The 19,877-nt window shown below is 38.0% G+C and carries 16 protein-coding genes; 14 read left to right on the forward strand and 2 right to left on the reverse strand.

The features are described 5' to 3' along the window. Nucleotides 1-333: 333 nt before the first annotated feature. Entirely contained in the window at nt 334-624 is a 291-nt protein-coding gene (locus tag PFY09_RS18545; RefSeq protein WP_027388329.1) for an HU family DNA-binding protein, read from the reverse strand. A 140-nt stretch (nt 625-764) separates the two neighbouring features. Further along, nucleotides 765-1,367, reverse strand: a complete 603-nt coding sequence (locus PFY09_RS18550) for a response regulator transcription factor (RefSeq protein WP_271160681.1) — start codon at nt 1,365-1,367, stop codon at nt 765-767. Between the two features lie 249 nt (nt 1,368-1,616). Here PFY09_RS18550 and tssO point away from each other — a divergent pair, with 249 nt between their 5' ends. The 14 genes from tssO (at nt 1,617) to PFY09_RS18620 (ending at nt 19,840) form a co-directional block, all read left to right on the forward strand. Next, nucleotides 1,617-2,153, forward strand: a complete 537-nt coding sequence (gene tssO / locus PFY09_RS18555; RefSeq protein WP_076392023.1) for a type VI secretion system TssO — start codon at nt 1,617-1,619, stop codon at nt 2,151-2,153. An 11-nt stretch (nt 2,154-2,164) separates the two neighbouring features. Then, nucleotides 2,165-2,692, forward strand: coding sequence for a type VI secretion system transmembrane protein TssO (locus PFY09_RS18560; protein ID WP_076392025.1), 528 nt, complete (start codon nt 2,165-2,167; stop codon nt 2,690-2,692). A 62-nt stretch (nt 2,693-2,754) separates the two neighbouring features. Then, nucleotides 2,755-3,663, forward strand: a complete 909-nt coding sequence (locus PFY09_RS18565; protein WP_076392027.1) for a PKD domain-containing protein — start codon at nt 2,755-2,757, stop codon at nt 3,661-3,663. Between the two features lie 54 nt (nt 3,664-3,717). Next, the gene (gene tssR / locus PFY09_RS18570; protein WP_271160682.1) at nt 3,718-6,117 is read left to right on the forward strand and encodes a type VI secretion system protein TssR domain-containing protein; all 2,400 of its coding nucleotides are present in this window, start codon (nt 3,718-3,720) and stop codon (nt 6,115-6,117) included. Between the two features lie 93 nt (nt 6,118-6,210). After that, nucleotides 6,211-6,714: a DUF4280 domain-containing protein gene (locus PFY09_RS18575; protein ID WP_271160683.1), complete on the forward strand. Its 504-nt coding sequence runs from the start codon at nt 6,211-6,213 to the stop codon at nt 6,712-6,714. A 20-nt stretch (nt 6,715-6,734) separates the two neighbouring features. Next, nucleotides 6,735-8,963, forward strand: coding sequence for a M23 family metallopeptidase (locus PFY09_RS18580; protein WP_271160684.1), 2,229 nt, complete (start codon nt 6,735-6,737; stop codon nt 8,961-8,963). Between the two features lie 8 nt (nt 8,964-8,971). Continuing rightward, complete coding sequence (locus tag PFY09_RS18585) at nt 8,972-9,901, forward strand: hypothetical protein (RefSeq protein WP_271160685.1); 930 nt, start codon at nt 8,972-8,974, stop codon at nt 9,899-9,901. Between the two features lie 267 nt (nt 9,902-10,168). Beyond that, nucleotides 10,169-10,696 carry a hypothetical protein gene (locus PFY09_RS18590; protein ID WP_271160686.1) on the forward strand — a complete coding sequence of 176 codons (528 nt, stop codon included), beginning with the start codon at nt 10,169-10,171 and terminating at the stop codon, nt 10,694-10,696. Nucleotides 10,697-10,947: 251 nt separating this feature from the next. Continuing rightward, complete coding sequence (locus PFY09_RS18595) at nt 10,948-11,907, forward strand: hypothetical protein (RefSeq protein ID WP_271160687.1); 960 nt, start codon at nt 10,948-10,950, stop codon at nt 11,905-11,907. Between the two features lie 189 nt (nt 11,908-12,096). After that, the gene (gene tssD, locus PFY09_RS18600) at nt 12,097-12,501 is read left to right on the forward strand and encodes a type VI secretion system tube protein TssD (RefSeq protein WP_076392041.1); all 405 of its coding nucleotides are present in this window, start codon (nt 12,097-12,099) and stop codon (nt 12,499-12,501) included. A 259-nt stretch (nt 12,502-12,760) separates the two neighbouring features. Next, nucleotides 12,761-15,256: an ATP-dependent Clp protease ATP-binding subunit gene (locus PFY09_RS18605; RefSeq protein WP_271160688.1), complete on the forward strand. Its 2,496-nt coding sequence runs from the start codon at nt 12,761-12,763 to the stop codon at nt 15,254-15,256. Nucleotides 15,257-15,304: 48 nt separating this feature from the next. Then, nucleotides 15,305-16,177, forward strand: coding sequence for a lytic transglycosylase domain-containing protein (locus PFY09_RS18610; protein WP_271160689.1), 873 nt, complete (start codon nt 15,305-15,307; stop codon nt 16,175-16,177). Nucleotides 16,178-16,219: 42 nt separating this feature from the next. Next, on the forward strand, nt 16,220-18,157 hold the full coding sequence (locus PFY09_RS18615; protein WP_076392047.1) for a type VI secretion system Vgr family protein: 1,938 nt from the start codon (nt 16,220-16,222) through the stop codon (nt 18,155-18,157). A 3-nt stretch (nt 18,158-18,160) separates the two neighbouring features. Continuing rightward, entirely contained in the window at nt 18,161-19,840 is a 1,680-nt protein-coding gene (locus PFY09_RS18620; RefSeq protein ID WP_271160690.1) for a T6SS phospholipase effector Tle1-like catalytic domain-containing protein, read from the forward strand. Nucleotides 19,841-19,877 lie beyond the last annotated feature (37 nt).

Here is a 19,877-nt window from a genome sequence, read left to right on the forward strand (position 1 = left end):
GAAGAGAGTGTTTTTTTCATCAAATAAATTTTAACCTTAAGTTAAGCATAACAATTGAATGAATGATAATTTTTTTGATAAAATATAAAACGTTCTTTTCCTTAGACATCTTATAGTTGCAAAACAAAATATAGTCGGTGAGGCTTTAAAATTTAAAATCACCAACTATATCTTTATATTGTAAATCTCGAGAAAAAGAGATTATTTCTTCTTATGTCTGTTCGCTCTTCTTCTTTTCTTTCTCTTATGAGTTGCAACCTTGTGTCTTTTTCTTTTCTTTCCGCTTGGCATAATTATAATTTTTTAGTAACTAGTTAATATTCAGTTAATGTCTTATTTTACTGTAACTTTCGTTTTTACTTTCTCCACAAAAGATTTTGATGGTTTGAAAGCAGGAATGTTATGAGCAGGGATTTCAATGGCAGTATTTTTAGAGATGTTTCTTCCTGTTTTTGCTGCTCTTGTTTTAATGATAAAAGATCCAAAACCTCTTAGATAAACGTTATCTCCATTATACATAGAAGTCCTGATTTCTTGCATAAATGCCTCTACAACTTTCTGTGTTTCATTCTTTTCGGTTCCCAACTTATTTGAGATGGTGTTTACCAATTCTGCCTTTGTCATTTCCTTATTTTAATTTTAAATTTTAGGTGTGCAAATTTAGTTAAAAAAATTGAATATTAGCAAATTAGTGGTAAAATATTTTTTGATAAGAGGTTGAGAACTCAGTATTTATTCTGTAAGGATGTCATCGTAAGTCACGATTACATACTCGAATTGTAGTACCCATTCTCCACGCAGAAGCGGATGAGGTGCAGTTTTGTCTTCAGTCCGAGCTTTTCCGTAAGGCGGTTAATGTACGTGTCAATGGTTCTCGTGCTGAGATTCAGTTTTTCTCCTATCTCCTTGTTACTGAAGCCTTCATAGCAGAATTTCATCAGTTGAATTTCTGTAGGAGAAAGTTCTTCCTGACTTTTTTTCTGGCGGTTCATATAATCCATTACCGCTAAAGGCTGCTGTTCCCACTGTTTCGTATAGGCTTCATAATCGAAGCTGTCTGAGGTTATTTTTCCTTTGATAATTTCTTTAATAATCGTACTTTTTTTCTGGCAGTAAAAAGTATTGGGAATTTTAGAAAGAATTTCCGCCATATCTTCCTGATACGTTCCGGAATACGTAATAATCGGGGTTTCAGAATCGCTTTTCCGGATATATTTAATGGCTTCCAGCCCGCTGAGAACAGGCATAAAAAGCTCTACAATAAATACATCTTCCTGCCTTCTGTAATTCCTGCTGATCAGTTCATGCCCGTTGTTGCAGTCGTTCAGCAGCATGTAGAACGGATTTTCCGTCAGCGTCTTGATCATTATTTTTTTAAAATAAAAATCACTGTCGGCAATAGAAAATCGCACAGTATTGGTTAATATTTTGCTCACTTTTAATATCGATTTGGTGGATGATAATTAAAATTCAGATCACTAAATTAGGAAAATATGCTGAAAGTGAAAATTAATCTTAATTTAATTCAAAAAATAGAATTATTTAAGGTGAAAACTTAAATTTTGTGCATAAATTATTTTTTTATAATTTCACAGAACCAAACCAAATCACAAAATATGTCTTCGATCAGGGAGAAAAAATTAAACAAAGCAGACGTTAGGGTAGGCATTTGGAAATTTGTTCTATCATTCATTGTCTTATCAGGTGTATCCTTCATCTGTGTCTTTTTCTTTTTTAAAAGCTATGATATCCAGCGGGAAGGAATCAAAAAACAGGCGGATGACTACCGCGAACTGCTCACCAGAAGCGACCTTCTCAGAATTCACGTCGACAGCATCCTGTATCGTATGGATCAGCTCGACATCAATAAAGTGGATAACGATATTTTCCTCCGCAACTACATTATGGATAACGTAAGAGATGCCAAAAACATCATGGGAAAAGACAGTGCCGACAATTTTAAGCATTATTCCATCCTCATGAAGCAGATTGAGCCGATGCTTGCACTGAAAAACCAGATCGTGAACGTTTCTTACAAAGAGCAGAATGCTTTACGGGATCTCAGCGAATGCCGCGGTAAAGTAGGCATTGTAAACCACGAACTCAGGGTAGATCCTACAAGAAAATTTTCGGGAAGCCGACGAAGAAGATAATAACTAAAATTATGCAGGGACAAATCACACTATCGAAAAAAGAAAGGCATTATCAGTTTTTATATTTGATCTTAATGCTTTTTGCAGCGCTTATTTTTCTGGCAATTATCTTTTTAAAAGGTTTTGAATCTCCGTTTTCAGACGAAGACATGATCTCGGTACAGAATCTTGAAGAAAAGGCAAAATTCGATCAGAAGCAGAAATTTTCCTACAAAACCTTAGACAGCACATTTTCTATGATCAATAAGCTGACAGACGAATCGCCGCAGCCTTTCGTGGAAAGCAATATCATGTACGGAATTAACGACGTTGCCAATTACTTCCAGAACGGAGACAATATTTCAGACATCAGAAAAGATGCGTATCCGCAGATTGCGAAATTCTACAAAATGTATTTCAACGACAAAAAAGTAATTTCCAGCAAAACGGAAAATATCAAAAGCTTCGAAAAGCAGTTTGAAGAATGCTCCATAGGTTTCAAAGAAAAGAAAAGCCAGCTTTTTCAGCGGGAAACAGCTTTAAAGGCACGGACTCAGTAAATTTTAAAATCCTTTTCATAAGACACACCAAATAAAACACACACATCACACAATCATTAACTATGAATTATTTTCAAAAAAACAAAAAAAACATTATCATCGGTGTTATTGCGACGCTGCTCATTGCAGCACTGGTTGCATTGTGGCTGCAGAAGAAGGTAATACATTCCGCAGATGATATTGTAGGGGTTGTTTATCCCTCTTCCCTGAAAGTAGGAGACACCCTTTTGTTTGAAGACAAAACCCAGTTTGCGAAAACCAAAAAATGGATCTTCGGAGACGGAACTTCAAGCGATAAAAACAGCGGCTTCCACTTTTACAACAGACCGGGATATTATCAGGTAACGTTGATTATTGATAATAAATATTCCAAATCTTTTCCTGTAATGGTTTCCGCGAGATCAATTCCGAAGCCCGTAGATTCTGCAAAAACAAGAACTTTAATCGACGCACAGACTCAGGCAATGCAGTTTGAAAACGTACAGTTCCGTGCGATTTCCGATGCCAAACAGTTTACCTGGAAATTCGGAGAAACCGGAAATATCGATTCTAAAGATAAAATGGCAATTTATTCCTACAAAAAACCGGGAGATTATGTCGTAACGCTTTACACCGACGAAAGTGCAGAGCCGATTCTTCATCAGATTAAAATTCTTCCCGCTTATGATGCGCTTGAAGAAGAGGTAAGTGTAGAAGACGCCTATGCTAAAATAGATAATGATTTTAAATATCATCTTCAGCAGATTGCCAACGGAAACAGCTTTAATATGCATTACAATTATTTACTGAGAACCTATCTGTGCAATAATGAAAATACCGTAGTAAAAGTAAGTGACAGCAAAGTCAATAATTTTTATATGTACTGTGCAGGTCTTCAGTTTGATAAAAATATGGTGATCCAGACCGTGAAAGTGAACTTCGATGATGCGCAGAACTGCGTAACCAAAGTTGATATTAACCAAAGTAAATAATTTTCCGTTCAGAATTTTTTTTGAACCACCACACCAATCATTAAATAAATCAGGATGAAAAATACACTTCCTCTAGCAGCATATTATATCGGAGTTTCAGTATTGCTCGTAAGTTGTCAGGTAAAACTGCCGTCGAAAAGAACTCCGGAACCCACCCATTACGGACAGGTTGATAATTCACCGGTCGTCAACGGTTTTCCTAAAAAATCAGTTCCGTGGATCGCCATATCCGACAGATCCAGAAATACAGCTTATCTCGATAAAAGCGATGAAAAATCCTATAAAGAAGTTAAATTTCTGGAACCTTTAATGGTGTTAAAAAACCGCGACGGAATGGTAAAAGTAGCAGAATACATTCCGGATGCGCTCATGAAAAAAGTATCTTCCAAACAGATTAAAACCTACGGCTGGATTCCTGAATCTGAACTTCTTTTATGGAGCAATTCCTTAAAAAGCGAAAAGACAGGCTTTCCGGTAAGAGTAGCCATTGTACCGAGCAACAGTGAGGTCATCAAAAACTCAGAAAGATATTACAAGAACGATTCCATCATGGTTTTCAATTCGCCAAGTCTTATTGAACAGGCAAATGTGAAAATTCCTAACGGGCAGATCGTGTACGTCTACAAGCAGGCAGAAAACAACAAAAGATTTCTGGTGGGTAAAAAACCAAACATCGATATCGACAGCATCAGTACAAGTCTCTACGGATGGGTAAGCTCCAACGTAGTTTCGACATGGGGAGAACGTTCTGCCGTAAAAATGAAAAATACCACAGGAATTACAGAAACCACGCTGGGAATTCATGAAGGTTCTCCGGGAGGAAACGATACCGAAAACAGGACTGCTGTTTTGTTGACAGACGTAAACAAAAGAACACCCCTTGAAAATATTTTTCCTGTAACATTACCCTTAAATGAACCGCCCACTCCGGATTCTAAAACGAAGTATTTTACCAATATTTTAGATTACAGCAAAAATTACGTTTTCAATGTATTGGGAGAGCCGATATATTTCGACCGTTATCGCGAGATTACAGAGAAAAATAAAAAAATAAATATCGTATTTGCCTTAGACATCAGTGCTCCGAATGCACCGTATGCTCCGATTGTGAAATCTTTATTACAGGATTTACAGTTGAGATTCGAGAAACCATCTTACTTTAATCAGGTAAAATACGGAGTTGTTTTGTACAAAAATAATTCCTGTGGAGACAATGTTGCGGTTTCAAATTTAAGCACAGATTACAGCAAAATAACCACCTTCATCGATCAGAAAAGCAATGAGATGAACTGTGTAAGCAACAGTGGTTATCAGCCGGTAAACGAAGGTTTGATGGCAGCCGGAAACCTTTTGTCTAACGTTCCGGATGAAACCAATATTGTCATAACGGTGGGAACATCCTCCAGTCAGGGCGGAAATATGTACGGAGTCATCAATTCTCTAACGCAGGCTCAGGCGAGACTGATCATGTTTCAGACCAGTGCGAGATCATCCGATACCTACAACGATTTTGTTTTGATGGCAGAAAATGTGGTAACGAATACGGCAAAAAATATCGCTGAACTGAAAAAACAGAAAATTATTAATCAGAATGATGTTTTAACGAAAAATAATTTCAGTCTTATTGAAGGAGATGAAGGCTTTTTCTCACTCGATTATCCAAAGCAGAGTATGGCACAGGGATTTGTAATTTTTCCTAAAAAAGGAGATATCGCGAAGCCGGGTTATCTTAAAAAATCTGTCGACAGTCTGATTGCGCAGGTTACTCTTGATAATACGACTTTGGATAAATCTTTAAACGATTATTTCCATTCATCAGTAGGAGCAGGAAGAACGGATGTAGATGTAAAATACAAATATCTTTATCCGGGACTTACCAATCCCGTTCCGGCAGGAATTGCCGCACAGCTCATCAATTACGGAAATCCGTTTCTGGTGAAAGGTTATATTCCGAAAGAACTGAAAGATTACAAACCGGGATTAGAGAAAGGAATTTTAATTTCTGAGAAAGAATTTGACAATTTAAAACTTTTCTACACCGAAGTTTATCAGAATACAGGAGCAGAACGATCAGATTTCAGCCAGTCCAGAGCGATCAACGAGTACGTGAAACTGCTGAAAAAGTACAACCCTACTCTGAAATTTTTAGACAAAAGTGATCTTTACAAACAGCCGATGTCTTACTCCGTGGGAATCAGCACAGGTTTTGATAATTCTGATGAAGAGCTGATGTCGAAATATATGCTGAAAGGCTGGAAAAAATCTAAAATTGTGACTAATGAAACGGTAAAAACCTATTTTAAACATTACAAAGATTTAGCCGACAGAATGTTGTCTCACAGAAATGATCCTGCGGTGAAAATCGAGCAGAACGGACAGACTTTTTACTGGCTGAATGAATATTTTATGCCGACCATGATGCCCGTTGAAGAACCGGAATATACTCAACATTAATTCTTTATAAACAGAAAAGCGGAAAATAATTTTCTGCTTTTTTTATTTTTTAATGTAAATTTTTTATCTTTGGATTACCCAAATCACGTAAATATGTCACAGCAATCATCACCTCATGACGGCAAATATTTTGTTGTCCAGAAAGGCAAAGCCCAGTGTAATCAGGGTGATCAGTTCCCGCAGTACAAAGTTACCTCCCATCAGAAACATTTTTGGAACGATTCCGAGGGTAATGCAGATTTTCTTGGCGTTACCGAAGACGATCTTCAGTTTAATCCATCCGGTCCCAGTTTCGGAAAATGTAAACTGAAACCTACTTCAGGAGGTTATCTGCCATGTTCTTATGCACCTGCCGGAAAATGGCAGAAAACATACGACAAAGTAACCATTATGGGGAAGAAGATCGTCACCGAATTTTCTGAACTGCAATGTGTAATCGGAGGTAAAATTACCATCAAAGATCACGGACAGCGTGGAGAAATGAGTAAACAGAATGTGAAAAATGCGGATAACAAAACCGTTCAGCACATCAATCCTTTAGTGAAAATGCAGGATTTTAAAGAAACCGTTCTTGAAAATGAAATTGATGCGTATTAATTAATCCAAAAAAACGTTCTATGTCTAAACAAGGAGTTTCAAAAATCTCAGGAAACCCAAGTCCGGTTGTTGGTGAAAAAACCACTTACATGGTTACAGACTGGTATCCCGCCACGCCCGCAGAAGAAAGAAATCCTGCTGTGGTTACCTGGGAGCTTTTTAAAAAACGTCCCGACGGAAGTTTTACCACAACAAACATCAAAAAAGTGGGGGACGGAAGTTTTACCTTTGGAGAAGTTGCAGCCAAAAATACCTATCGTCTCGAAGCTTATCTTCATCAGCCCGAAGGAAAAGGAAGTACCACCATTGATATTACTCCACAATCGGGAGAAATTCCAAAGATCAATAAAGTGGAACTGCGCTATGCAGACGATTCTCCGGGAACCGTTTTCAGTTATCAGGAAAAACTTGTTGCCAACGCGCAGTGCATAAATCTTGCCGGTAAAAAACTGCTGTTTACGCTTTGGGAAGATGATGCAGCAGGAGAGGGACATAACTCTAAAAATAAATTTGTAGACAGCAAAGAAGCGGTTGTAAGCAGAACCGGAACGGCAACCGCAGAATTCATACTTACTAAAGCTTTGATGCAAAAAGCTTCACAAGGAGAAAGAGATCCTAAAGAACTGGAATTCTATGTAACGGTAGAATATTACAGAGACAGAAAACACGCAAGTGAAAACAGGGTGATAAAAAATCCTGAATACAAACCGCCTGTTCAGCCGTCTCAGGCTCCGAAATCCACGCCAAAAGCCACAGGTTCACCCGCCGCTTCAAAATCTGATTCTAAAAAAGAAACAAGCGGAGTATTTGATTCCTTCACAGAAACCGTAAGAAATGCGTGGAATGAACTTTGGGACTGGGCAGAATCAAAAGGAACGGTAAAACCGGATAAAAAACCCACGGCTCCCAAACCGGAAGGTAAAACGACGAGTGTGGTAAACGGAGAAACTAAGGATTCATGCCTGTGTAAAGAAACCAAATTGTCTTGGGGGAAACATTTTACCTGTCAGGAACGCAAAAAAATTATTGAAATTTCGCATAGACTTGGCTGTAAACCCGATTATCTTACTTCAGCTATGGCTCTGGAAACAGGAGGTACTTTCAATCCCGCAATCGTCAATAGTTTAGGATACACAGGCTTAATACAGATAGGAACTACGGCGGCAGCTGATATCAACAGGAGGAAAGGAACCAATGTAACTGCCGGAAAAAACGGAAATCTGAAAAACATGACCAAGCTGGAACAGCTTACATACGTAGAATATTATCTGGAACCCTATAAAGGAAAACTCAATACACTGGCAGATTTTTACCTTGCTATTTTAATGCCTGTAGACTGCGGAAGAGGGAATGAAAGAAATCATGTTGTTTTTGATAAGAACTTACAGCTGGATTATGATAAAAATAATAAAGTTATTAAAAACACAAAATGGGTAAGGCAAAAAGCTTATCAGCAAAATCCTGCATTTTTTAAAGAAGGAAAAAACGAAACAGGAAGAACGTACGTTTGGGAAATAGCGGAAGAAATAGAAAAATGGTACAATAAAGGGGAAGCAAATGCAGAAACGAGCTTTTCATGCCAGAAATCTGCTGCACCTGCAAAAGTAGAACAGCAGAGTGGAAAATGGCATGATCCTGTTGATAATCCAAGACTTACAAAATATAACTATGGCGGAAATGTAAAACCTTCCAGCGGAACATACGGATGGTGCAGAAGAAACAGCAACGGAAGCAAAAAATACCATTCAGGATTTGATTTCTTTGCCATCCCCGGAAAAGATAAAGTATATGCAACTTTAAAAGGTAACATCCATCAGGTAAGATATTCTGCAACTGCAGGATGGATTGTAAGAGTAAAAATTCAAAATGTGAAAGACCTTTTGGAGCAGGAGAAAAAAGTAGCTTACAAAACACAGTTTACCGATGAGCTAAAAGGAATCAATATAAAAGAGACAGATGACGTCTACTTTATTTATATGCATTTAGACAGTGTTTCGGTAACGGAAGCTGATGCAAACGCCAAAAAAGAAGTGGACGCAGGAACCGTTTTAGGATATGCCGGAGTTTCGGGATCTATTGCAAGCGGAGGAAGAGCGCCTCATTTACATCTTGAAGTGGCAACAGTTTTGGATGCATATGGAAAAGGTGAATCGGTAAGAACGAACCCTGCAAGATTTGTAAAACTGAATTCTTACGATACAAAAGATCAGGATGAAGCAGCCAAAACAAACCATACATATAAAAAATAAGACTATATATGAAGAACTATTCTAAAAGATTATTGCTAATACAGCTTTTGCTGTTTATTTTTATCGGATGCAAAAAATATCAGTCACAGGATCACATCAATACAAAATTTACTGTTGATAAAGAAAATATAAAAGACGATAGCTACAGTTCAAAAAATTTAGATAATCTTTTTGCCGCAAAAGGAAATACTTATTTCGAGCCAGATTATACAGGTACTTCTTTTGACGATTATTACGTTAAAAATATTGTCGTAAAAGACCAAAAAGGAAAGAAATCTAATTACCTGCTTTTCTTTGATAACAAAGATATTTTAAAAGATACTTTGAGAATTGCCGATGATAAAATGTATTCTTTAAATGTTATTTTTGATAGCAACCGGAAAGGAATTGCGGTAGGAACTTTCGATGCAAAACAATCTTACTTTAAAATCGAAAAGAATTTTGAATTGGATAAAAATATAAAGCTTAAACCCATTCCCGTTTCTTCAAAAATTGAAAAATGTCCGCTTCCTGTACAATTGCTGTCTGAAGAAAATGTAGGTCTGGAAGAACATTTTACATTTGGAACACAAAATTCAGACACCAAAAAAGATAGTCAATCTGCACAGACTGTCGTTGATGAATTTTCACAATGGAAAGGAAATTATCAGGCTGACTTTGAAATTTCAAGAACGGATGGAGATTATCAGGTAAAATATGAGGTTAAAATTACAGATAAAAATAATGTTGCCATTACCGAAAAGATTAATGATGAAAGCAATTTAGTTTCAGGAACTTTTATAAATTCTGCATCTGATGATAAAATTGTGATCAAATCCAAAACAGATGATACATTAGAATATATTGTTGCTAAAATTGGCGGAAAATATTATCTCATGGGAAATACCATCTATATGCTTAATCCCCCGAATGACAAATATATTCTGAAGAAAATTTAAAAATAGCAGAGGTTGTGTTTTTCACAATCTCTTTTTTTTGTAAATCTTTTAAATTCATCTCGCTTTTGCCGTTAAATATATTTTGAACATATTCTGTTGTCATTTGCTGAATGAATTTCCTTTGCGAACGCAGTATTAAAATACCACAGTACTTTTCATCTTAAATCATTGTCTGAATCCTTTTTCAGTTAATTTTAAAACAAAAAATATGGTCGGATTAAAATTTATGGTATTTTTGATCTAATAAATACGTCAAAAGTATACCTTATGATTACAAAAAAAATCATTGGAATTTTTTTACTGGCAGGACTTTTCACCATTTCCTGCTCGAAAAATGAAACAAAGAACAAAGCAATAAAAGCAGACTCAATGTCCGTTTCTCAGCCTGTTGAAAAAACAGCAGTTCCTGTTGAGAAAAAAGATTCAGCACAATCTGATGAACAAACAGAAAGTCCGGAAGTAAAAGATACAAAAAAGACCGTCTCCAAAACTTCTGTTGAAGGAAAATTTATCGCAACAACCTGTGAAGGTGCAAGATTTTCAATAGAATTTAAAAATACGGATGGAAATCCAACGTTTAAAATTTTAGATAAAACAAAAGTAATTGCTGCCGGAAATGTTTCTGCGGAAAGCGATGAAAAAACAGGAGAGATCACCAATATTATGATGGGCGAAATTGGCGGTGTGTATGAAGGTGACAAAATTGTGATCCAGAATTACGGAAATGCCATGAACGAATTCGAACACTTCACCCAATGCGGCGACAAATATCTGGAATTCAACAGACAGAAATAATCAAAAATTAATAATTGAAATAGAAACAGCATCCATTTTCGGGCGCTGTTTTTTTGTGGTTAAATTTAAAATGGTTTTAAAAAAGGTTGCATTTTTGGCTGAGTAGAAAACCTTTGTGAACTTAAAAAAGTGATTCACATTAAAAAAACTTGTGAACTTTACATTAAATTAACAGGATAATCAAAACGGCAAAACTATTTTGCTGACTAAAATTTTTCCTCTAACTTAGTTTTAGCCAAAAAACAAAATATATGACCGTTCATTTTATCCTTTCCGGTGAAACGCTGGAAAGTATAGCTGAAGAAATTAATCTCGAAAATCCAAAATACCTTAAAGAATTTCACAATACCCATTGTGCAAGAGAAGATTTTATATATGATGACCTTGTTCCGCGGAAAAAACTTCTCATTCCCGATATTCAAAAAATAAAGGAATACAACAGCCGCAACGATGCCGATTTTAAAGATCCTAAATTAAATCCCAAAATCCCTTTCCATCCTGAAAATCTGGCTAAAATTTATACTGTCGAAAGCCGGGAAACCGAAGAAAATGTGCTTGAAGAAAAAAAGAATGCACTTTCTTACACCGTTTCAGTAAAGTGGATTCGGAAAGAAGACAATGTTCATATTTTTCATCTCTTCAAAAATAATTTTTCGGAAAAATCGGGAAGCATGATGGCAGATCTCGCTTCAGAATCCATCCGTTCACTGAATCCTGTTGAGGTAAGAACTGATGATAAAGGCAGAATTGTACTGATAGCTTTACCAAAAGAAACATTGGATAATTTTACTAAAATAAAAGAACGTTTAGAAGATCTTTTCCCCGATAAATACGCGAAAATGTATCTTGATGAATTCAAACGGATTGTTCTCGATCCTTCACTTTTCCACAGCAGAATGAAGGACGATATTTTCATCAAAAATTATTTTGCCGACCTAAGAAACAGCTTTACAAACGGAAAATCTTATCTTACACAGTCAATCGGCGAAGAAAATACAGAAATTCATATTCAGCAGAAAGTGGAACATTTTGAAGATCATGAAATCGTTCTCCGCCAGAATATAAATTCACACGAAAATGTGCTTGATTTCATCGGAAAATATACACTGCATAAAGATTCTGGATGGGTAAAAGAAATCGGGATTGAATATACTATTTCTCAGTTTGGTGTAAAAAACAATAGTGTTTTTTCTCTTAAAGAATTGCTGTAAGTCATTTATAATAAAGGAATATTACGGCAATATTAAATCTACGATCGTAGAATTACGACATCGAATCGTAGAAATACGACAAAATTTCAAATTGATATTTAAAAACTTTCAGAAGAAAAATTGCCGCTTTATCTTTGTTACACAATCACCGAATCACAAAATAGTAATAACGATTAAAATTTACCTGTCATGGCAGCAAATTCAAGAGGAATCTTAAAATTCAATGGCGGAGAAGGGCAAAAATTACTGAAGCTGAACTACAGCGTTTCAAGATCTACGGATGTTTCCGGAAGAGTAGCTTCAGATCCTTCCAATGCGCTCATCAAAGTAACCGTAGAAGCTACCGAAAAATCAGACATTCTGGAAAGCTTACTGAACGGAAAATACAAACCCACAACCGGCGAAATCACCTTCAACAAATCCCACGAAGAAGGTACATTAATCACCCTTTCATGGAACAACGGATACGTGATCCAGCATGAAGTGGAATTCGATGCCGTAGACGAAAACAGCATGCTCATCAGTTTCGTGGTAAGCGCAGAAACCATCGACTACGGAAACTCCAAATACGAAGGTCTTTGGCCATCAAGCTAAACAATTCATTTCATTCGTATTCATACAAAAGACTGTCACACAAGGCGGTCTTTTTTTACCATTTTTAATTAAATTTTGTTAAAATAATTATTCTAAATCACATTATTAAGACATATTTTTCCGTTTTTGAGAAAAAACAGTTAACTTAGTAAACAATAAAAATTCAGAAGGTTATAGATTCATCCCATAAAAAAATAAGGAAAATCCAAACCCGAAGAACACCAATCACCACACACCAAATATTAATCTGAATAGTACAATGGGAGTATTAGTTACCAATGAGACTGTAAAGCAGCTATTTCATATAGCACAATCCATCGCGAAGGAAAATTACAATGCCACCTACGGAGCTCCGCACATTTTGCAGGCACTCATGCACAAAGACATCGGGCTGAACGAATTCCTTAAAAGCATCGACAAAGATCCCGGATATTTCTACGAATGGGCAGATGTTCGCATTGAAGATTATCCTAAAACCACCCATCTTCCCAACGAAGCCGGAGAAGATGAAACCGTAGATCGTATTGTGGAAGAATCCGATGATATTCGTCTGAAATTAGGTCTGGACGAAATTACCCCGATCTGCATTCTAACGGCAATTGTAAAACCTCAGGTCGCTTTTACGTTACAGCAGCTCAAATCCCTTCCTCTCAGAGAACACGAAATTTTTAATTTATACAGAAAAGATACGCCTTACGAAAGTTCGGAAAACGGAGAATTTTCTTCAATATTTTCAAAAGGTTCAGATTATTCAGACCCGTCTTTTCCTTCCATAAAAAGCTATTGCACAGACAGAACCGCACAGGCAAGAAAAGGAGAGCTTGAAAACATCATCGGAAGAGACAAAGAACTCAGAATGCTGGTCGAAATTCTCTGCCGGAGAAGCAAACCCAACGTCATTATTATCGGAGAACCCGGAGTCGGGAAAACCGCTTTGGTAGAAGGTTTTGCCATTGAAATCACCAAAGGAAATGTTCCTGAAATGCTTAAAAACGGAACTTTGCTGGAATTGGACACCGGAGCATTACTGGCAGGAACCTCTTACAAAGGGGAAATTGAAGACCGTCTGAAAAAAGTCATCAACGAATGTAAAAAGATAGAAAAAGCCATTCTTTTTATTGATGAAATTCATACCCTTTTAGATCCCAAAGGAAGCATCGGAAACGTTGCCAATCTGCTTAAACCTGAATTGGCAAGAGGTGAAATTACCGTTATCGGAGCCACCACTCAGGAAGAATACAGAAAAATTATTGAGCCGGAACAGGCTTTCAACCGACGATTCGAAGTGCTTACCGTACAGGAACCAGATGAAAAAACCTGCGTTAAAATGATCGACGTTTTACTCGAAGGTTACAAAAAACACCACGGAATTGAAGTAGAGAAAACTGCTCTTCCCGAATGTGTCCGTCTGGCAAAAAGATATGCAAAAGGCAAAAAACTTCCAGATGCAGCCATCGATCTCTTAGACAGAACCATGGCGGCGATTAAAATGCTCGACGAACTTTCAGAAAAAGAACTGGAAAGCTGGAAATTAACCTACGAAAAGCTTCAGAGCGAAGATTATTTCGATGAAAAAGACAAAGCAGACGAACTGATCTGGAATTACAATCTGCTGAGAGACAAAATAAGTCCGATTTTATGGGGATCTTTAAGTGAGCAGCCGCAAATCGACAATTCCATGCTTATGGAACAGATTCAGAAAATTATTGAAGACAGCTACGCCGAACTTTTGCAGCACGCCTCAAAGAAAAGAGAAAAAGTAGACCGTCTTGAACTCGCGGCGGTAATGGCGGCAAAAACAAACATTCCGATCGGGAAAATTCAGGCGCAGGAAAAAGAGAAACTGCTGAATATGGAATCTCTATTAATGAACCGTGTTGTAGGGCAGGATCACGCCTTAAAAATCCTTTCCGATGCAATTGTTGAAAACCGAAGCGGACTCAATAAACCGGGACAGCCCATTGGATCATTCTTCCTTTTGGGACCAACAGGAACCGGAAAGACCGAATTGGCAAAATCGATGGCAGAACTCCTTTTCAACGACGAAAAAGCAATGGTTCGTTTCGATATGTCTGAATTTAAAGAAGAACATTCAGCCGCACTTTTATATGGTGCACCTCCCGGATACGTAGGTTACGAAGAAGGAGGAATGCTCGTCAACAAAATAAGACAGCAGCCTTACACTGTGGTGTTATTTGATGAAATTGAAAAAGCCCATCATTCGGTTTTTGATGTGTTTTTACAGATCATGGACGAAGGAAAAGTTCATGATAAACTTGGAAAAGAAGGCGATTTCAGCAATGCACTGATTTTATTTACCTCAAATATCGGAAGCGAAGAAATCGTAAAACAGTTTGAAGAAGGAAAAATCCCGGAATCAAAATCCCTAATGCAGATCATGTCGAATTCAGGACGTTTCAGACCTGAGTTTTTAGCGAGAATTACAGAAATTATTCCTTTTGCGCCAATTACAGAATCCATCGCCGAGAGAATTTTTAATATTCAGTTAAAATCATTGCACAATTCTTTAGCGCGACTTGGAATGAGCCTGAAAATCTCCGATGAAGCCGTGAAAAATCTTGCATTGGGCGGATTTAGCAGCAAATACGGAGCAAGACAGATCTCAGGAGTGATACGTTCTCAATTGGCAAGACCGATCTCGAAAATGATCGTAAGAGAAGAAGTAAAATCCGGACAGACCATTCATGTCGACTGGAATTCCGAAGAAGAAAAACTGAGCTGGAAAGTAGAGTAAGAAAATAGTGAATCTGTTTAAAGAACTTTTCACAAAAGCATAAAAACAATGAACCCAAATCTCAAAAATATTTTTCTAACCGCAATGGTATTGTTGTGTTCTCATTTTACGAACGCACAGTTTCTTGCTGCTTCCGATACTTCGGAAAGCAGTGTGAAGAAATACAAAAGCATCATTAATGCCAACAGAGAAATTGTAGATTTTATTGAATATTCTCTGGTTCAGAAAGGTTTACCGAGACATTTGAGAAATTTAGCCTTAATAGAATCCCATTTCAACAGAAATATAGCTTCCGGAGCCGGAGCAGTGGGAGTCTGGCAATTTATGACCGCTCACGCCAATCAATACGGATTAACCGAACAGAACAGAACGGATATTTACAAAAGCACAAAAACAGCAACAGTTTCCTTAGCCAATCTCTACAAAAAATACAACAACTGGATCACTGTAGTGGCTGCTTACAACTGCGGAGAAGGAAATATTGCCAAAGCCATGACCGCTGCAAACTCTACTCAGTACCATATTTTTTGTAAGTTTTTGCCGGAAGAAACCATCAATCATGTTAAAAAATATCTGAATGCATGCTACGCAACCGGAGAACTCCAAAATGTTCTGGCAAACTATAATTCCTCAAGAATGAACACCGTTTTCTTCGTAAAAGGAGGAAGCGGAAAAAACAGTGGGCAATTGGCAGAAACCGAGATCAATGCAGGATTCAATCTCAACATCATTGCTGATGAACTGGATGTAGATGTAGATAAATTACTTTCATGGAATCCCAATATCAACGATGAACTTCAGAAAAAAGGAGAAGGCACTTTATACCTTCCTACCGATCTGATGCCCGATTTTTTATTGAGAAAAACTAAAATTCTTTCAAGATCCGTAAAAGAAGGAAATACACAAAACACCGCACAGTAGAACACTAAGCGATCATGTTTAACCTACCAAATCACAGGAAATATGAAAACAGAATCACAAAATATACTACAGAATCCTTCCTTCCGCCCATCGCAGAATGCAGACGGAATTTCTCAGAATCATCACACAGGAATCAACCGTCTGGTAAAACTTTCTCTGGTGATCGAAGGAAAAGTGATTAAATATTACAAGCATTTTCAACTTACCCAAAGTACAAAACGCCACCACCAATTCAGCGTGACATTGGCTCATGATGCTTTAGGTGACCGACAGACTCATACTCTTGAAGAAGCCAATAAATTTCTCGGAAAACGTTTAACAGCCGTTATTTCCTACAAAGATATTGAAAGCAGCCCCGAAAGAACCTTTGTCGGAGTCATTACAGGAGTAGGTTTCAGTCAGGAAAAAATGAGCCTTGGAAATATTGTGTTAACAGGGTACAGCCCGACCATTTTACTCGATGGAGCGCCGCATATTCAGAGTTTTGGCGGAAGTTCACCGGTTAATATGGGAATTATTGCCAACGAAGTCATCAAACAAGGGATCGATTCCAGCCGTTTTGATGTAAGAGTGGATACCAACGATTATTCGCAGATTATTTACAGCAGTCAGTACGATGAAACGCACTACAATTATCTGGCGAGGATGGCTGAAGCCTATGGCGAACAGTTTTACTATGACGGCGAAGTATTGCATTTCGGAAAACTTCCGCCTCAGAACAAACCGATCAAATTAACCTACGGGAGCAGCGCCAATGATATTAAGGTTGAATTAAAAGCAGTACACACAAAACCCCAGTTTTACGGTTACAACAGCAGCAAACATGAAAAACTGACTTCGGGCGAAACGCCGGTTCAGCATGTGGGAGATTTGGCAAAAACAGCTTATTCCCACAACGAAAAAATATATAAAACCCCTGCATTACAGGTTGCGCCCATTAAAGCTTCCACTCATCTTGATGTGGAATATTCTCAGAAAAGTGCGGCGGGAAGTGAAGCGGTGAGCGTATTTTCATTTTCAGGAAATACAACCGTTCCTTTTTTGCATCCGGGTTGTGTGGTGGATGTTCAGATGAGAAAATTAGACAGCAACGAATCCGATTATTTTACGAGAATCATGGTGACGGAAGTTACTCATGAAATTGATACCATCGGTCATTACAAAGGAAGCTTCGAAGGAATAGCTTCAGACACCGGATTTTTACCAAAACCCGAATTTAAAATTCCAAAAGCAGAACCGCAGATCGCCACCGTAATTTCCAATACAGATCCGGAAGGACAGGGAAGAGTTCAGGTAAGATTCGACTGGCAAACCAACGATACAACGCATTTTATCAGAATGATGAGTCCTGATGCGGGAGGAACCGATCAGGTGAACCAAAACAGAGGATATGTCGCAATTCCCGAAGTGGGAGATCAGGTGATGGTGAATTTTGTTCACAGTCATCCCGACCGACCCTTCGTGATGGGCGGAATGTTTCATGGCGGAATCGGTCTCGGCGGTGGTGTGGATAACAGAGTAAAATCTATTCAGACGAGAAGCGGTCACAGAATTATTTTTACAGAGGATGAAAGCATCGTCATTACCGATAAATCGGGAAATAAAATTCATTTAGACACCACCGGAAGCAACATCACCATTACAGCTCCAGAAACCATGACGTTCAATTGCCGGAACATGAACATCAACGTCGGCGAAAATATGAGCACCAATGTCGGAATGAATAAATCCGACACCATCATGGCAAACCATACCGAAAGCGTAGGTTCTATGAAATATCTTTCTACAGGAGCCGATTTCATGACGAATGTTGTCGGAAAAATGAGTCATTACGTAAAAGGCGATATGGAAGTCTATGGCGAAAAAGAACATAAATTGACAAGCCTTAAAGGCGTTGAGGTCAACAGTCAGGGAAAAGTGGAACATCACGCAGAAAAAGAAGTTCAGAACAATAGTGGCGAGAAATCTAAAAATCACTAAAAAATGAGCATTGAATATTTTGTAGAAGGTAAAGCGGTCACCCGTTTTGATGGAGATTCCAGAACTTTTGCCAAAGAAGGCATCAGTCATAACAGTGCGGCAACCGTGGAACAGAAGGGAAACGGAACGGGAGTAAGCTATAACAAAGCAGAAACCATTAATCCCGATGATAAACCCGTTAATACCATCGATATAAGCCTTAATCTTTTTTTTGACGGAACCCAGAATAACAAAACCAATACCCGGCTTGGCGGAGATTTCAAAGAAGCAAGCAGCGATAAAGACGACAGTTACAACAACGAGTTCACGAACGTCGCCCGTGGTTATGATACGATTGATCCGAATGCACAGAATCAGGTTTCATGGTATATTGAAGGAATCGGAACGGAGGACAGAAAAAGCGACAGCATTTTAAAAGGTGTTGCACAGGGAACCGGAGATACCGGAGTGGTGGCAAAAGTGGCAAAAGGATGCAAAAGAGGAGCTGAAGCGATCGTGAATAAACTTAAAAATAACACGAAACCCATCCGCGTTCTTACCGTAAATGTATTCGGCTTCAGCAGGGGAGCGGCGGCGGCGAGACATTTTATACACGTTGCAAATTCTCCGGGAATAATTTCTTATGCTTTGGGAAAGGAAACGTTACAGGTTTTTCCTCCCGAATTCATTAATAATGAAACGGTTACAATAAAGGATAAAGATGGCTCCAAGTCGCAGTTCATCATGCGGCACGGATATTTCGGAGCCTGTCTTCTGGCGCAGGATCTGGATGTGAAGGAAATAAAATTCCGTTTTGCAGGACTGTACGATACCGTTGCTTCTTACGGACTTAACCACAGAGGAGGTTTCGGGATTGATGACGATACAAAACAACTTGGTTTAGACACCATCGGAGGCGGAAAAGTAAATTTTGTGCTTCAGCTTGCTTCGGATGATGAATACAGAGATAATTTTGATTTAACGAATATCGACAGTACAGGTTTATATGGGCTGGAATTTACCCTTCCCGGAGTGCATTCTGATATTGGCGGATCTTACGGAGAAGGAGATGAAACTTCCGTTTTATACTGCGATTCTTACGATCCATATAACAATGTAAACACCCACAAAGAATGCGAAGCATTTAAAAAAATTGTGGTCGAGGAAGGATGGTATCATGATGAGCAGTTGGAAATTAAATATTTCAGGCAGAAAGATGTGAATTACGACCGATGGTGGAATAAAACCTCTATGTATTACGGTCTCGTGGGAACCAGAAAGTTATCCAATAAATATGATAAAATCCCGCTGAACCAGATGTTTCATTATTCCAAACAGCATGAAGTGATATATCTCGAAGATCTCATCAACGAAAATCATAAAATAACAGATTCTTTTTTAACCGGAATTTACAGTCAGCTTTCTACTTACACCAACGCGTGTAACCAGCTCAGAAATACCTATGTAGAAGATTTTAAAGCCGGAAAAAAACCTTCAGTTGCCAAATACAAACAGGATATCAAAGCGATTTCGTATTTAGGTCACATTCAGGAAGAAGATCTTAAAAAATTAAGAAACGAATATCTTCACTGGTCTGTAAAAGCCAACCAGATCGGTCTGGATGCACGACCCAACGACAATGCCCCGAAAAGAAGAGGTGCATTGGCAGCACAATACCGCAAAAGAAACATACAGAATGGATAAAACGATAAAAATAGTATTTTTTTTAATCCTCCTTTTT

Source organism: Chryseobacterium gambrini (assembly GCF_027920505.1).
GTDB classification, from domain to species: Bacteria; Bacteroidota; Bacteroidia; order Flavobacteriales; family Weeksellaceae; genus Chryseobacterium; species Chryseobacterium gambrini.

Coding starts and splice junctions, on each gene's coding strand:
- PFY09_RS18545 (WP_027388329.1), bottom strand. CDS start 624: ATGACAAAGGCAGAATTGGTAAACACCATCTCAAATAAGTTGGGAACC.
- PFY09_RS18550 (WP_271160681.1), bottom strand. CDS start 1,367: ATGATCAAGACGCTGACGGAAAATCCGTTCTACATGCTGCTGAACGAC.
- tssO (WP_076392023.1), top strand. CDS start 1,617: ATGTCTTCGATCAGGGAGAAAAAATTAAACAAAGCAGACGTTAGGGTA.
- PFY09_RS18560 (WP_076392025.1), top strand. CDS start 2,165: ATGCAGGGACAAATCACACTATCGAAAAAAGAAAGGCATTATCAGTTT.
- PFY09_RS18565 (WP_076392027.1), top strand. CDS start 2,755: ATGAATTATTTTCAAAAAAACAAAAAAAACATTATCATCGGTGTTATT.
- tssR (WP_271160682.1), top strand. CDS start 3,718: ATGAAAAATACACTTCCTCTAGCAGCATATTATATCGGAGTTTCAGTA.
- PFY09_RS18575 (WP_271160683.1), top strand. CDS start 6,211: ATGTCACAGCAATCATCACCTCATGACGGCAAATATTTTGTTGTCCAG.
- PFY09_RS18580 (WP_271160684.1), top strand. CDS start 6,735: ATGTCTAAACAAGGAGTTTCAAAAATCTCAGGAAACCCAAGTCCGGTT.
- PFY09_RS18585 (WP_271160685.1), top strand. CDS start 8,972: ATGAAGAACTATTCTAAAAGATTATTGCTAATACAGCTTTTGCTGTTT.
- PFY09_RS18590 (WP_271160686.1), top strand. CDS start 10,169: ATGATTACAAAAAAAATCATTGGAATTTTTTTACTGGCAGGACTTTTC.
- PFY09_RS18595 (WP_271160687.1), top strand. CDS start 10,948: ATGACCGTTCATTTTATCCTTTCCGGTGAAACGCTGGAAAGTATAGCT.
- tssD (WP_076392041.1), top strand. CDS start 12,097: ATGGCAGCAAATTCAAGAGGAATCTTAAAATTCAATGGCGGAGAAGGG.
- PFY09_RS18605 (WP_271160688.1), top strand. CDS start 12,761: ATGGGAGTATTAGTTACCAATGAGACTGTAAAGCAGCTATTTCATATA.
- PFY09_RS18610 (WP_271160689.1), top strand. CDS start 15,305: ATGAACCCAAATCTCAAAAATATTTTTCTAACCGCAATGGTATTGTTG.
- PFY09_RS18615 (WP_076392047.1), top strand. CDS start 16,220: ATGAAAACAGAATCACAAAATATACTACAGAATCCTTCCTTCCGCCCA.
- PFY09_RS18620 (WP_271160690.1), top strand. CDS start 18,161: ATGAGCATTGAATATTTTGTAGAAGGTAAAGCGGTCACCCGTTTTGAT.